Source organism: Thiocapsa sp. (assembly GCF_011390875.1).
Classification (GTDB): domain Bacteria; phylum Pseudomonadota; class Gammaproteobacteria; order Chromatiales; family Chromatiaceae; genus Thiocapsa.
Genome location: NZ_JAABRP010000148.1, coordinates 1 through 12,717 on the forward strand (window position 1 = coordinate 1; position 12,717 = coordinate 12,717).

Annotated in this window: 14 protein-coding genes; 9 read left to right on the forward strand and 5 right to left on the reverse strand. The window is 64.7% G+C overall.

What is annotated here, in order from left to right; all coding sequences use genetic code 11:
* Nucleotides 1-369: 369 nt before the first annotated feature.
* The 3 genes from GPT33_RS18905 to GPT33_RS12650 all read right to left on the reverse strand — a co-directional run bounded on the left by GPT33_RS18905 (nucleotide 370) and on the right by GPT33_RS12650 (nucleotide 2,382).
* Entirely contained in the window at nucleotides 370-441 is a 72-nt protein-coding gene (locus GPT33_RS18905) for a hypothetical protein (protein WP_363929330.1), read from the reverse strand.
* A 121-nt stretch (nucleotides 442-562) separates the two neighbouring features.
* Nucleotides 563-1,336: an efflux RND transporter periplasmic adaptor subunit gene (locus GPT33_RS12645; protein WP_296809473.1), complete on the reverse strand. Its 774-nt coding sequence runs from the start codon at nucleotides 1,334-1,336 to the stop codon at nucleotides 563-565.
* Nucleotides 1,333-2,382 (reverse strand): TolC family protein, encoded by a 1,050-nt coding sequence (locus GPT33_RS12650; protein ID WP_296809475.1) that lies wholly within the window; start codon nucleotides 2,380-2,382, stop codon nucleotides 1,333-1,335. The genes GPT33_RS12645 and GPT33_RS12650 overlap by 4 nt, the downstream gene beginning before the upstream one ends.
* Before the next feature lie 308 nt (nucleotides 2,383-2,690).
* Here GPT33_RS12650 and GPT33_RS12655 point away from each other — a divergent pair, with 308 nt between their 5' ends.
* The 8 genes from GPT33_RS12655 (at nucleotide 2,691) to GPT33_RS12690 (ending at nucleotide 9,491) form a co-directional block, all read left to right on the forward strand.
* Nucleotides 2,691-3,545 (forward strand): META domain-containing protein, encoded by an 855-nt coding sequence (locus GPT33_RS12655; RefSeq protein WP_296809477.1) that lies wholly within the window; start codon nucleotides 2,691-2,693, stop codon nucleotides 3,543-3,545.
* A gap of 280 nt (nucleotides 3,546-3,825) precedes the next feature.
* Nucleotides 3,826-4,035 (forward strand): lipoprotein, encoded by a 210-nt coding sequence (locus tag GPT33_RS12660; protein ID WP_296809479.1) that lies wholly within the window; start codon nucleotides 3,826-3,828, stop codon nucleotides 4,033-4,035.
* A gap of 59 nt (nucleotides 4,036-4,094) precedes the next feature.
* Nucleotides 4,095-5,345, forward strand: coding sequence for a diaminopimelate decarboxylase (gene lysA / locus GPT33_RS12665; protein WP_296809481.1), 1,251 nt, complete (start codon nucleotides 4,095-4,097; stop codon nucleotides 5,343-5,345).
* A complete protein-coding gene (locus tag GPT33_RS12670) occupies nucleotides 5,342-6,016 on the forward strand; it encodes a class I SAM-dependent methyltransferase (protein WP_296809483.1) in 675 nt (224 codons plus the stop codon). Before lysA ends, GPT33_RS12670 begins: the two co-directional genes overlap by 4 nt.
* Before the next feature lie 4 nt (nucleotides 6,017-6,020).
* Complete coding sequence (dapF, locus tag GPT33_RS12675; protein ID WP_296809485.1) at nucleotides 6,021-6,851, forward strand: diaminopimelate epimerase; 831 nt, start codon at nucleotides 6,021-6,023, stop codon at nucleotides 6,849-6,851.
* A gap of 103 nt (nucleotides 6,852-6,954) precedes the next feature.
* Nucleotides 6,955-7,656, forward strand: a complete 702-nt coding sequence (locus tag GPT33_RS12680) for a DUF484 family protein (protein ID WP_296809488.1) — start codon at nucleotides 6,955-6,957, stop codon at nucleotides 7,654-7,656.
* 160 nt (nucleotides 7,657-7,816) lie between these two features.
* Nucleotides 7,817-8,731, forward strand: a complete 915-nt coding sequence (gene xerC, locus GPT33_RS12685; RefSeq protein WP_296809490.1) for a tyrosine recombinase XerC — start codon at nucleotides 7,817-7,819, stop codon at nucleotides 8,729-8,731.
* 97 nt (nucleotides 8,732-8,828) lie between these two features.
* Entirely contained in the window at nucleotides 8,829-9,491 is a 663-nt protein-coding gene (locus GPT33_RS12690) for a sulfotransferase family 2 domain-containing protein (RefSeq protein ID WP_296809491.1), read from the forward strand.
* A 304-nt stretch (nucleotides 9,492-9,795) separates the two neighbouring features.
* On the opposite strand, the gene GPT33_RS12695 is transcribed toward GPT33_RS12690, so the two are convergent.
* Complete coding sequence (locus GPT33_RS12695) at nucleotides 9,796-10,581, reverse strand: DUF2189 domain-containing protein (protein ID WP_296809492.1); 786 nt, start codon at nucleotides 10,579-10,581, stop codon at nucleotides 9,796-9,798.
* A gap of 501 nt (nucleotides 10,582-11,082) precedes the next feature.
* Between GPT33_RS12695 and GPT33_RS12700 the strand changes: the two genes are divergently transcribed.
* Nucleotides 11,083-12,051 carry an MBL fold metallo-hydrolase gene (locus GPT33_RS12700; RefSeq protein ID WP_296809493.1) on the forward strand — a complete coding sequence of 323 codons (969 nt, stop codon included), beginning with the start codon at nucleotides 11,083-11,085 and terminating at the stop codon, nucleotides 12,049-12,051.
* A 411-nt stretch (nucleotides 12,052-12,462) separates the two neighbouring features.
* Here GPT33_RS12700 and cas2 read toward each other — a convergent pair.
* Nucleotides 12,463-12,717: CRISPR-associated endonuclease Cas2 (cas2, locus tag GPT33_RS12705; RefSeq protein WP_296809496.1), on the reverse strand; the 255-nt coding region annotated here is incomplete at its 5' end.

Below are 12,717 nucleotides of genomic sequence, written 5' to 3' on the forward strand. Positions count from 1 at the left end.
ATCGTGCGGTTCATCATGCGATAAAGGGTGCGTAACCGCAAGCCGATCAGCGGCACCTTGTTTGGCTCCCACGCGCACCGTATTGAGATTCCGATGCGTTCATCCCCCGGCCGCACAGCGCTAGCTCAAGACCACGCGGCACAACCCGAGAGAGACCACGGTTTCCGCGTGGCAAACACGGGTTCGTTTGCCCTGACTATTCGACGACAGAGGCGGGGGAACTTGTAATCCTGGGTCTCAGGGCTGAGTTGACGCTATGGCCAGACCACTCCAAAGCGCTCTTGCGCGCGTCCTTAACCTCTTGTAATCCCGCACTGCGCAAGGGAATCAGGCTCGATAGACGGAGCTCCGGTGGCCGACGCGGACGATCTAGACGATCAGGCGGTCGTCTTCGATCCTGTACACTACGCGATACTGTCCTACCCGTATCCGATAGGTCATTGAGGCACCCGCCAGTTTGCGGCAACCGCCCGTCTAGATTCGTATTCTTCGATCGGCAACTGGGTCTGATTGGGTTAGGGAAGGCGTGCTCAAGCATCGATTTGCCCGCGGTGCTGCGTGCTCAGGGCAAAACGATTTGCACGGTCTCGGAAGGCCGCAGCAACTCGTTCGGGCGGCGGTCGAAGATGATGTCGAGATAGTAGACGGCGCCTTCGAGCTCGACGCGCACGGCCTGCACGCCGAGGCTGTAGACACGCCCGTCGCGCATCGCCCCGTCGATCTTGATGCGTGCCGGCTGGCCCGGTTTGAAGCGTCGCAAGGTGCCGGCGGTGACGAGGGCGCGGGCGAGCATCTGATCGTCCGGCGCGATCACGATCAGGGGCTCCTGCTGGATGGTCTTGTAGATCACCGCCCCGTTCCAGACCTTGCGCGAGACCACGATCCCGTCGAAGGGGGCGCGCAGCTCGGTGTGCTCGAGTGCGACTTCGGCCGTGGCCTCGGCCGCCTTCGCCGCTTCCTCCTCCGCCGTGGCGGCGAGCTGCTCAAGCTCGGCGTCCTTGAGCTCTTCGATGGCGATCAAGCCGCGATCGAACAGCTCTTGGCTACGGGTAAGATCACGCCCGGCCTTCTCCACCTCCACGCGCGCCCGGGCGACGCGTGCCTTGGCCTCGAGGAGCTTGGCTTGGGCCTCGCGCTGATCCATCCTCAAGAGGAGATCGCCTTTCACGACATGCTGACCGGCGCTGACGAGGACTTCGTCGACCACGCCGTTTTCGAGCACGCGCATCTCGACCTCATGCACCCATTCGAGCCAGCCTTTAAGCTCCTCGGCCGCAAAGGCCTCCGTGGCGAGCATGAGCACGCCGAGTGCGATGATCCACGCCTGTTTCGTCATTGATTCTCTTCTCCGTCTGCCGCTTCGGCGAGGGGCTGCCCGGCAAGGGCCTCGAGCTCCGCCCACACCAGTGCGCGGCAGAAGCTCACCCGTTGGCTCTGCTGCCGGGTCTGGGTCTGTTGACTCATGGAGTAACCGAGGTCGGCGGTCACCTCCTGCTCATAGAGTGTGCGACTTTCGTCGAGCTTCAAATCGCGCCAGGCCAACTCGATGCGCAGGTTGCGCTCCGCCGCGCTCAGTGCGCGCAGACGCAACAGCAGCTCTAGCGCCTGCTGGCGGACCTCCATCTGAATGAGATCCCGGTCGGCCTGCGAGCGGCCGGCCATCAAGTCGCGCACGATCGGGGTCTCGACCGCCTTTGCGAGGATGGTGTCCAGGGTTGGCGGGGGCTCCGGCGGCATCGAGAGTGTGGGCTGCAGTAGGTTGCGCGGCAGATCGGCCGGATTGCCGAGCGCCTGTGCGAGCAGTGCGCGCGTCAACTGCTGGCTGATCTCGCTCGCGGCCCGGCGGTGCAGGATCTCCTGATAGACCGACTCCAGCTCCAGAACACGCAGCGGCGAGATCTGGCCGAGCTCGTTGCGCACGGATGCGCGGTCGAACTGGATGTAGGCGACCGCCATGGCCTCGCTCTCGGTGGAGAAGCTCAGATCGGCGAGGAGCACGTCGAAGAAGCGCTCCATGATCTCTAGGCGATGCACGTCCCGAGCACTGATCAGGGGTTCGAGCGGGCGGTTTCGCTCGGGGTCTGCGACGCTCGAGCTGCGAAAGGCCAGACGCTGACAGTCCAGGTAAAGCGATTGGCGACGGGGCAGGAGGCCGGCGATCTCGGGCGAGGCCGCGACCCGCGGGTGGCCGGACGCGGTCTCCAGAGCCTCCTCCAAACCGAGCGGATCGGAGATGGCCGCCGCCGGGACGGTCAAGACCGTTCCGGCGAGCAGGACGAAGAGTCGGCATCCGAGTGCGCACCGGCGCGCGACCGTCCTCACGGGCGTAAATCCGTCTGTATCGGTGTCTCGGACGTTGGCCCTGTCATGGATCGGATCCACCTCGCGCCTCGTTTTGCCGGCTTGCCCTCGTAGGGGCGGGGTTCGTGAGCCGGGATCTGTGAGCCCGCTCCCGCGAACCCGGAGATTAAGCCGATTCCGGGTCACGGCTCAAGCGATTCGCTCGGGTTCCCCGAGATCGTTTTCCGCGACGACTCGGCAGGTCTTACGGGCAGGGTTACACTGCCCGAGTCACGCTGCACTCAACCGATCGACGGGGCATGTTCCACGCCGGTGCACGGTGCTCGGCACTCAATACATCGACGCACAAACCCTGACCCAACCCACCAGAATCACAGAGGATCTCGCGCATGTCAGCCCTTCGAACCCTGGTCCTTTTCGGCCTGATCGGCATGGTCGCGCCGTCCTTTGCGACCGACGCGCCGCCCGTGGACGGCACCGAGACGACCGTGCCCGCCATCGACGCGACGCCGTGGAGAATCCTCGCCTATCGCTCCGACGCTGAGGATGATGCCGGGGCCGATCTCGTTTTCTTCGAGCCCCGCGAAGTGCCGCCGCGAGTCGCCTTCGCCGATGGGCGCGTTTCGGGCAACGTCGGTTGCAACAGCTTCTCGGGCGGCTACACCCTCGAGGAAGACCGCCTGACGATCGACCCGCGCATGGCCATGACCATGATGGCCTGCGAGGAATCGTTGATGGCCTTGGACCAGGCGATCACGGCGCATCTCGCCGCCGTGGCCGGTTTTCGACAGGCTGGCCAAACTTTGGAGCTGCTCGATGCCGAAGGCGCCGTCCTGATTCTGCTCGAAGCGCTGGCCGAAACCCCGTTGGTCGGCGTCACCTGGCGGCTTGACACCTACAACAACGGCAAGGAGGCGCTGGTCTCGACGGTGAAGGGCACCGAGATCACCCTGGCCCTGACCGCGCAAGGCACCCTCTCGGGCTCCGACGGCTGTAACCGTTACATGAGCGGCTACACCCTCGACGAGGATCGGCTCATGATCGGACCCATCGCCACCACCCGGATGGCCTGCCGGGGTCCGCAGGCTGTCGCCGAGCAGGCCGCGGCCTATGCCGCGGCGCTCGGGATGGTGCGAGGCTACCGTATCGAGGGCGAGCAGCTCTGGCTGAAGACCGAGGACGGCGCAACCGCCGCGCGTTTCCGGGTCGTCCCTGAGGAGGCGAAAGCAGCCGAGGGGCGTTGAGTCCGATCGAAGCATCAGAGGCCGTGGGTTGTGCCGAGCCGTGCAAGGCACAGCCAACCGTCGGCGGGCGTTGTGCTTCCTGACGTCAGCACAACCTCCGGGCCGCGCCGTAGTCAGGTTGTGCCGAGCCGTGCGAGGCACAACCCACCGTCGGCGGAGAGCGCCCCGCTCCCGCAAATCACCTTGATGTTGGTCGGGCGGCTCCCGGGGGAGCCGCCCGGCCAACATCAAGTCCGGTTATACTCCCGATCGTCATGGGACCGACCCACACGAGGCACGCATGCACTGCTGGGCCAGAACAGCCTTCTACCTCCTCGTCACGGTGCTGGGCATCGCGAGTATGATCGGGGCCTGCGGTCAGAAGGGTCCGCTCTATCTTCCCGAGCCGCCGGCCGTCGAGGCTTCGGCGCCCGCAGCCGAGATCGGCTCGGATGTCCCGAGCGCCCCCGTTGCGCCTCCCGACTCGGCCGCACCACCCGACAGGCCCTAGCCGGATCGCCCCCGATCACCCCCCAATCAAAACTATAGCCGAGAGCCTCCCGAGACCGCATGGATCACTTCAATTATCGCGACGATGTCCTCTATGCCGAGGATGTTCCGCTCGCCGACATCGCCGCGCGTTTCGGTACGCCCTGTTATGTCTATTCCCGCGCGACACTGGAGCGCCATTGGCGCGCCTTCGACCGTGCCTTCCGCGACCATCCGCATCTGGTCTGCTTCGCCGTCAAGGCCAACTCCAATCTGGCGGTGCTCAATGTGCTGGCGCGCTTGGGCTCGGGATTCGACATCGTCTCGCTCGGCGAGCTCGAGCGCGTGCTCGCCGCCGGGGGCGACCCGGCCAAGGTGATCTTCTCCGGGGTCGGCAAACGCGAGGACGAGATCCGCTTCGCACTCGAGGTCGGGATCCGCTGCTTCAACGTCGAGTCCGAGTCCGAGCTGGTCCGGCTCGATCGCATCGCCGGCGAGATGGGTGTGATCGCGCCCGTTTCGCTGCGCGTGAATCCGGATGTCGATGCCCAGACCCATCCGTACATCGCTACCGGTCTGAAGGAGAACAAGTTCGGGATCGACATCCACGCGGCCGAGGAGGTCTATGTCCGGGCCGCGGCGCTGCCGAACCTGCGGGTGACCGGCATCGATTGTCATATCGGCTCGCAGCTCACGGACCTGGCACCCTTCATCGACGCACTCGGGCGCGTGTTGAGCTTGGCCGAGCGGCTCGGCGAGATCGGTATCCCGATCGCACATCTCGACATCGGCGGCGGACTCGGCATCCGCTACACCGAAGAGCATCCCCCGGAGCCCGCCGCCTATGCCGCGGCCATGAGCTACCTGCTCGGCGATCGCCCCTACGAGATCATGCTGGAGCCCGGCCGCGCCATCGCCGGTAATGCCGGCGTGCTGCTGACCCGCGTGGAATACCTCAAGGAAAACGGCCAGCGTCACTTCGCGATCCTGGACGCGGCCATGAACGACCTGGTGCGCCCCGCGCTCTATCAGGCCGTTCAGGACATCGTGCCGGTGATGCACAACACGGACGCCGAGCCCGCCCGCTATGACCTGGTCGGCCCGGTCTGCGAGACCGGAGACTTTCTCGGCAAGGGCCGACAGCTCGCCTTGCGCGAGGGCGACCTGCTCGCCGTGCGCGGCTCGGGCGCCTACGGCTTCACCATGAGCTCCAACTACAACAGCCGCCCGCGCGTGCCCGAGGTCATGGTCGACGGCGATCAAGTGCATCTTGTGCGCGAGCGCGAGACCGTCGCGAGCCTTTACGCCGGGGAGTCCGTTCTGCCGTCATGAAACGCCGTCCCGAACCCGAGTTGATGGACAGCGACGAGCAAGCGCTCGCCTATGCCCAAGCGGATTTCAACGAATCCAACACGCTTTTCATCGAACTGCTGCGCCGGCTCGACCCAGGTCCTCTCGACGGCGCGCGCGCACTCGATCTGGGCTGCGGGCCGGCGGACATCAGCATCCGCTTCCTGCGCGCCTGGCCCAAGGCGACCTGCGATGCACTCGACGGCTCCCAACCCATGCTCGATCTCGCCCAAACCGCGCTCGATGCGCTGCCCGGCGTGGCCAAGCGGTGCCGACTGATCCGCGACCAGATCCCCTCCGCGGCCTTGGAGCGGGGCGGCTACGACCTGATCATCTCCAACAGCCTGCTGCATCATCTGCATGACCCGCAGGTCTTGTGGCAAACCCTGATCGAGACCGGCAAGCCCGGTGCCTTGGTGCTGATTATGGACCTGATGCGACCGGCCTCGGCCGGTTGGGTCGAGGCGCTGGTATCGACCTATGCCGACGGCGAGCCGAAGGTCTTGCGCGATGACTTCCGCAACTCGCTCTTCGCCGCCTTCGAGCCGGCGGAGGTCGCCGAACAGCTGGCCGCCGCGGGGCTCGACGGGCTCGAGGTCGGCGTGGTCAGCGACCGCCATCTGGCCGTCTCGGGGCGCCTGCCGGGTGAGTGAAGGGATGCGACTCGCCTTCAGCAAGATGCAGGGCCTGGGCAACGACTTCGTCGTCCTGGATGCCACCGCGCGCCCCATCGCGATCGACCCCGCACTCGCCCGCCGGCTCGCCGATCGGCGCTTCGGGATCGGATGCGATCAGATCCTGCTGGTGGAGCCGCCGCGCCTGCCCGACACCGAGTTTCACTACCGCATCTTCAACGCCGACGGCTCCGAGGTCGAGCAGTGCGGGAACGGCGCGCGGTGTTTTGCCCGCTTCGTGCGCGACCGCGGCCTGACCGATCACGACGAGATCCCGGTCGGGACGGCCGCCGGCCCGATCCGACTCTATCTGGAGGACGCAGCTCAGGTCCGTGTCGACATGGGCGCACCCGAATTCGCGCCCGAGCGGATCCCCTTTCTGGCGGATCGGCAAGCGCTCACCTATGACCTGGATGTCGCGGGCGAGACACTGGCCATCGGCGCGGTCTCGATGGGCAACCCGCACGCCGTCATCCTGGTCGAGGACCTGGACAACGCTCCGGTCGCGCGCCTAGGTCCGTTGGTCGAAGCCCACCCGCGCTTTCCCCAACGGGTCAATGTCGGTTTCATGCAAATACTCTCCCGCGATCATCTGCGCCTGCGCGTCTACGAGCGCGGCGCCGGCGAGACCTTGGCCTGCGGCACCGGCGCCTGCGCGGCCATGGTCCACGCCCGCCAATGCGACCTAGTGGACACGCGGGTTCGGATCAGCCTGCCCGGCGGCGATCTTCTGATCGCGTGGAACGGACCCGGCGAGTCCGTGTGGATGACCGGACCGGCGGTACAGGTCTTTGACGGCGAGATCGCACTATGAGACGCCGCCTCAGGTCGGGCCGCGCCCACGAAAACCAACAGACCGTCGCAGGTCTGGCCGAGATCGCGAGGCCCGACAACACCCCAGCAGGGAGATTTCGCGCATGACTCCCATCGAACCCGCGCCCGTCGCAATCGAAGACCCGGAGATCGAATCCAGGGTCATCGACTTTCTCCTGAACGATCCGACTTTCTTCGCCCGCAATCCGAAGGTCTTGGCGGCGCTCGAGATCCCCCACGACTCGGGGGCCGCAGTCTCTCTGATCGAGCAGCAGGTACGTGTCTTGCGCAAGCAGCTGGAGGCCGAGCGTCACCGCCTCACGCATCTCATCTCGCGGGCACGCGAGTACGATGCCCTGTCGGGCCGGCTGCATCACCTGGTCCTGAAACTCATCGCCGCGCAGGATTCGCAGCAGATCTGCGCCCTGCTCAAGGATGCGCTCCTGAGCGAGTTCTCGGCCGAGGCGATGACGCTGAAGCTCTTCAAGACCGAGGACGAAGGCGGTTCGCGCGCGGATCCGCTGACGCTGGCGTTTCGCGACTACATCGATCGCCACCATGCCCTGTGCGGGCCGCTCAACAGCGAGAAGGCACAGATCCTCTTCGGCGAGGCGGGAGCCGAGATTCGATCGGCCGCGCTGGTGCCGATCCGCGCGGACGGGCATGCCGGCGTGCTGGCGATCGGCAGTCACAACGCCGAGCGCTTTCGCCCGGACATGGGCACCGAGCTGCTCGACCGGCTCGGCGAGATCCTCGGACAGAAGCTGCGTGTCGTGCCGTTGGGGCATTGCGACGAGACGAACTAAATCGCGTCCGAAGCGATATGCATCGTTGTTGGATTGGATCTGCCTCGGCCAGATCCTTAAGCGTCGGAGTCGACGCGATTTAGGATGATGAAATATTTAGAACTTCAGATCGCGCCCCCGCCGAAGCCCGCATCTCTAACTCACCACTCACCACTATCACATGAGCACATCGGGCGACCTGATCGAATCCTTCCTCGGCCATCTCGCCCACGAGCGCCGGCTGTCCGAGCAGACACTGGTCGCCTACCGTCGCGATCTCGAGCGGCTGAACGCTTGGCTGAGCGAGGCCGAATCACTCGCCATCGAGAAGCTCGACGAGCAAGCCGTGCGCCAGTATCTCGCCTGGCGGCACCGTCGCGGCGCCTCCGGAAAGACGCTGCAGCGCGAGCTGTCCAGCCTGCGCAGTCTCTATCGCTGGTTGCTGCGCGAGGGGCTCGCCGGATCCAATCCGGCCGTCGGGGTCCGAGCGCCGAAGAGTCCCCGTCGATTGCCGGCGACACTCGACGCCGATCAGCTGTGCAGTCTGCTGGACCATCCGGCCGACGATGATCTGCTCGCGATCCGCGATCAGGCGATGATCGAGCTGTTCTACTCGTCGGGCCTGCGGCTCGCCGAGCTGGTCTCGGTCAATGTAGGCGACATCGACATGGCCGAAGGCGAGCTCGGTGTGCTGGGCAAGGGGTCCAAGACCCGGCGCGTGCCGGTGGGCATCAAGGCCCGCGAAGCCGTCCAACGCTGGATGCTAGTGCGCGCCAATCTGGCCGCGGCCGGGGAGCCCGCGCTCTTCGTCAGCAGCCGCGGGACGCGGATCAACCCGCGCACGGTGGAGGTGCGTATCGCCCAATGGGCACGCTCCCAAGGCGCGACACGCGACCTGCATCCGCATCTGCTGCGTCATAGCTTCGCGACCCATTTGCTGGAGTCATCGGGCGATCTGCGCGCGGTTCAGGAGCTGCTAGGCCATTCCGATATCGGCACCACCCAGATCTACACCCATCTCGACTTCCAGCATCTCGCGCAGGTCTACGACCAGGCCCACCCGCGTGCGAAGAAGAAGACACCCCGGTCGGAGTGACGCCGCCTCCTCCGGCTTCAAACCCCGGAGGGCGGATCTCACGCCAAGCGTGATCAACGACCGCCTTCAGGCCTATCGACCGCGCTGACCCGACACCATGCTGCTCTCGCCCAAATATCGCTTTCTCTTCGTCCACATCGCCAAGACCGGCGGGACCAGCGTGCGCGCCGCCTTGGAAGGGCTGCGCTGGCGAGACCCCTGGTACTGGTCCATGTTCCTGTGCAGCCGACTGAGCCATCTCAGCGGGCACCGCATCGCCACCAAGCTGCCCCGTCACGCCAAGGCGATCGCCGCAAAAGAGATGCTGCCCAAGGAGGTCTTCGACGGGCTCTTCAAGTTCGCCTTCGTGCGCAACCCTTGGGACCTTCAGGTCAGCTCGTTTCACCACATCCGGCGCGAACGACCCCAGTATCTCGGCGGCCACACCGAGTTCGAGCCCTTCCTGCGCTGGAAGCTCGACCCCGAGCGGCCCTACCAGTATCACGTCGACACCTCGATCGAGCTGCAGAGCGATTACCTCATCGACCTGCACGGCGCCGTGATCGTCGACTTCATCGGTCGCTACGAGCGCCTGCACGAGGATTTCGCAATCGCCTGCACGCGCATCGGGATCCCCGCCCCTGCACTGCCGCATGCGCGCAAGGCCACAGACCGCAGCAAGGACTATCGGGGTTATTACACGGATGCCACCGCCGAACTGGTCGCGCGACACTTCGCCGCGGATGTCGAGCTACTCGGCTATCGATTCGAGCCCGGCTAGACCGCGTCGCGGGGCCTCATGCGCAGTTTCGGGGTTGAATCGCCCTCGTCGATATCAGCGAGATCCTCGCCGACACGGTCTAGGACGATCAGGAAAACTCAAAAAAACCAAAACCGTAGGATGGGTAGAGCGCAGCGAAACCCATCCTCACCGCTCGGACGCCCAATCCGGGTCGCGGCGCGGAAAAGACCCGTTTCGTTGCGCTCTGCCCGCCCAAGCTCTTCGTCAGGAGCACATCACACCGCTCCGCCGAGTGACGCATGCCCCGTGGCGCTCTGCGCCACGTAACGGTGGCCGGAATCACTCAGTCTCTGGGCACCAAATCCCGATAGGCATACCAGGTCGCATGCCCCACCAAGGGAACGGCGATAAAGAGCCCGATATAGAAGGTCAGAAGCCCGATCCCCACGATCCCGACCAGCAGCGCCGCCCAAAGCAGCATGGGCAGCCAATTGAGGGCCACCGCGCGGACGCTGGTGCGCATTGCGGTGAAGCCGTCGACCGGACGATCGATGAGCATCGGCACCGAAATGGCACTGATGCAGAAGGCACAGATGGCGAAAAAGGCGCCGACCAAAATCACTGCGAGCATGAGTCCCATATACTCGCCCGAAAGGACAACGACCGGAATAAAGCGCGAGAACGGCGGAAAGGGATCGTTGAACATCATGATGAAGAGAAACACGGATGCCAGGATCCAGAGCTGCATCGTCATCAGGAGGAACCCCATCGCGATCCCCAACTGACCCTGATTGCGCTTGAATGCCTCCAGTGCCTGACAGTGGTCCACCGGCTCCCCACGTTCCAGGTGCGCGCTCATCTGATAGAGCCCGATCGCCAAGAACGGGGCCATCAGGAAGAAGCCCGCGGTCAAGAAAGGGATCAAGAAGGTCAAATGCCCGACGACCGTCAGCCAGACGATCAGGCCGCTGAGCAGCACGATCATGGCGCCGTATCTTAGGCTATAGACAGGTGCTGTCCTGATGTCCTGCCAGCCCTTGGCAAGCCATTGCCAGGGGTGATCCAGGGTGATCTTGTTGACGCGAGGGTCGACGTGGCGCGGTTCGTCCGCGACGGCAGTGTTGTCCATCCTGATTCCTCCGATATTGTTATGGAAACCGGCGAGGCGGCTGTCCGGAACTGCTGCATCGGCCGACCCGCGGGTCGGCAATCCTTCAGGTCCCGAGCAACATGACCCTGAGCGAAGACTGAGCGAGGCGCTAAGATTCTACAAGGTTTCCGAAAAAGGCAAGGGGGTTGAGCCCGGGGCCGGTGCAAAGGCCGACGTGCCGACAGAGCCACCTCGGGCGCATCCCGAGACCGCACGATCGTGCCGCGGTACGAGTTGGTCCATCAATGGATTTCCAACCCATTTGCAGCTTCACACGAAGCGGGCCGAAATCCCGAGGCCGCACGTGGGCGAAGCTTACGTCATGCCGGAAGCCCCTTATACGGAAAAAATCGATGGGATCTCAGACGTTAACCGATACAAACCCTGACCCCAATGGGTGCTGCGCTGCATCAAGATGGCGCTTGGTTTAGACTCGTCGCCCATCCTAAGCATACGATTCGAATCGGAGCACGCACGCGCATGTCCACCGCACCCGCACCCTACCGACACATCGACGACGGTATCTATTGCCTCGAAACCGGTCTCTACCGGCACGGCCTCGCCGCCTGCTATCTAGTGCGCTCCGCGGACCGGATTGCCTTCATCGACACGGGCGCCGCCAACTCGGTTCCGGGATTGCTCGGCGTGATCGCCGACCTGGGCCTAACCCCGGAGCATGTCGACTACGTCATCCCGACCCACGTCCACCTCGACCACGGCGGCGGCGCCGGCACCCTGATGGCCGCCTGCCCGAACGCGCGCATGGTGATCCACCCGAAAGGCGCGACCCACATGATCGACCCGAGCCGCCTGACCGCCGGATCCACCGCCGTCTACGGCGAGGACGCCTTCGCGCGTGACTTCGGCGCGCTCACGCCGGTGCCGGAAGAGCGCGTCATCATCGCGCAGGACGGCGACACCTTCGATCTCGCCGGCCGGACGCTGAAGTTCATCGACACACCCGGCCACGCCAATCACCACGGCTGCATCTATGACGACACCAGCCGCGCCTTCTTCACCGGCGACACCTTCGGCATCTCCTACCGCGAATTCGACACCGCCGCCGGCCCCTGGCTGTTCGCCCCGACCACCCCGGTCGCCTTCGATCCCGATGCCTGGCTCGACAGCCTCGACAAGCTCATGGCCTACGCACCACAGGCCATGTATCTCACCCACTACGGCCGGGTCCAACACCCGGAAGATCTGGTCGACGACCTGCGCGCCAGCATCCGCGCCCTCGCCGACATCGCACTCGCCGAGGAGGAAAATGACGACCCGGACCGCGAGTCCCGCATCAAGAGCGCCGTGCGTGCCTATCTGGTCGCCGGCGCGCGCGCCCACGGCGTCGCGCTGTCGGACGACGCGATCGCCGAGCTGCTGAGTTTGGATACCGAGCTCAATGCGCAGGGGCTGGAGGTCTGGTTGAAGCGGCGGGCAAAGGCTCGGTAGATGTGGCCTCGCTCGTAAGACCGTCCACCTAACACATCGGCCTCCCTCGCAAGACCGGCCACCCAAAATATCAGTCGCTCGTGACACCCGCTCTGCGGTGTCACGCATGCCCCTGGCGCTCTGCGCCACGTGCCAAGATGGCCGGAGTTAAGAGCAAGGCCTGCGCATTGCTGTCGCCGAAGACGGTCACGCAATCCTTTCAATCCACGCCCGGTCATTCGACCGGGCGATACTCCGTTGCGGTAATCGATTGATTTCGCAATGGAACATTAGCAGCTTGCGCGATCCCGACAAGGCAAGCAAGTCCTGGCTTCTGAAAGCCGTCGCGCAGGATCTCGATCTCCTTTAACATCAGTCAATTAGGGTGCGCGCGAACCTGCCGGGGATTTGGCGTCACTTGGGGTTCGCGCATTACACGAGGAGGGGGCCGTCGAAGTCTACAGAACGGAAGACACCGTACTGCTTGACTCGCAGCTCATGGGGCTCGGTCAGGCGGTAAAAACGAAGGTTGTCTTTCTCAAGGTCGACCTCCGCCAGCAGCGTACGCTCCAGTTCCTCGAATTGCATCTGATTCACCTGACACTCAAAGACGGATTTCTGAACCCGTTGGCCAACCCGCTCGCAGGCTTTGGCGACCCTGCGCAGTCGGCGTGTGCCTGCAGGGGT

What these genes read in the sequence shown, in the direction of transcription:
- GPT33_RS12695 (WP_296809492.1), bottom strand. Translation starts at nt 10,581, where the DNA reads ATGGACAACACTGCCGTCGCGGACGAACCGCGCCACGTCGACCCTCGC.
- lysA (WP_296809481.1), top strand. Translation starts at nt 4,095, where the DNA reads ATGGATCACTTCAATTATCGCGACGATGTCCTCTATGCCGAGGATGTT.
- GPT33_RS12645 (WP_296809473.1), bottom strand. Translation starts at nt 1,336, where the DNA reads ATGACGAAACAGGCGTGGATCATCGCACTCGGCGTGCTCATGCTCGCC.
- GPT33_RS12660 (WP_296809479.1), top strand. Translation starts at nt 3,826, where the DNA reads ATGCACTGCTGGGCCAGAACAGCCTTCTACCTCCTCGTCACGGTGCTG.
- xerC (WP_296809490.1), top strand. Translation starts at nt 7,817, where the DNA reads ATGAGCACATCGGGCGACCTGATCGAATCCTTCCTCGGCCATCTCGCC.
- GPT33_RS12690 (WP_296809491.1), top strand. Translation starts at nt 8,829, where the DNA reads ATGCTGCTCTCGCCCAAATATCGCTTTCTCTTCGTCCACATCGCCAAG.
- GPT33_RS12655 (WP_296809477.1), top strand. Translation starts at nt 2,691, where the DNA reads ATGTCAGCCCTTCGAACCCTGGTCCTTTTCGGCCTGATCGGCATGGTC.
- GPT33_RS12680 (WP_296809488.1), top strand. Translation starts at nt 6,955, where the DNA reads ATGACTCCCATCGAACCCGCGCCCGTCGCAATCGAAGACCCGGAGATC.
- GPT33_RS12670 (WP_296809483.1), top strand. Translation starts at nt 5,342, where the DNA reads ATGAAACGCCGTCCCGAACCCGAGTTGATGGACAGCGACGAGCAAGCG.
- GPT33_RS12700 (WP_296809493.1), top strand. Translation starts at nt 11,083, where the DNA reads ATGTCCACCGCACCCGCACCCTACCGACACATCGACGACGGTATCTAT.
- dapF (WP_296809485.1), top strand. Translation starts at nt 6,021, where the DNA reads ATGCGACTCGCCTTCAGCAAGATGCAGGGCCTGGGCAACGACTTCGTC.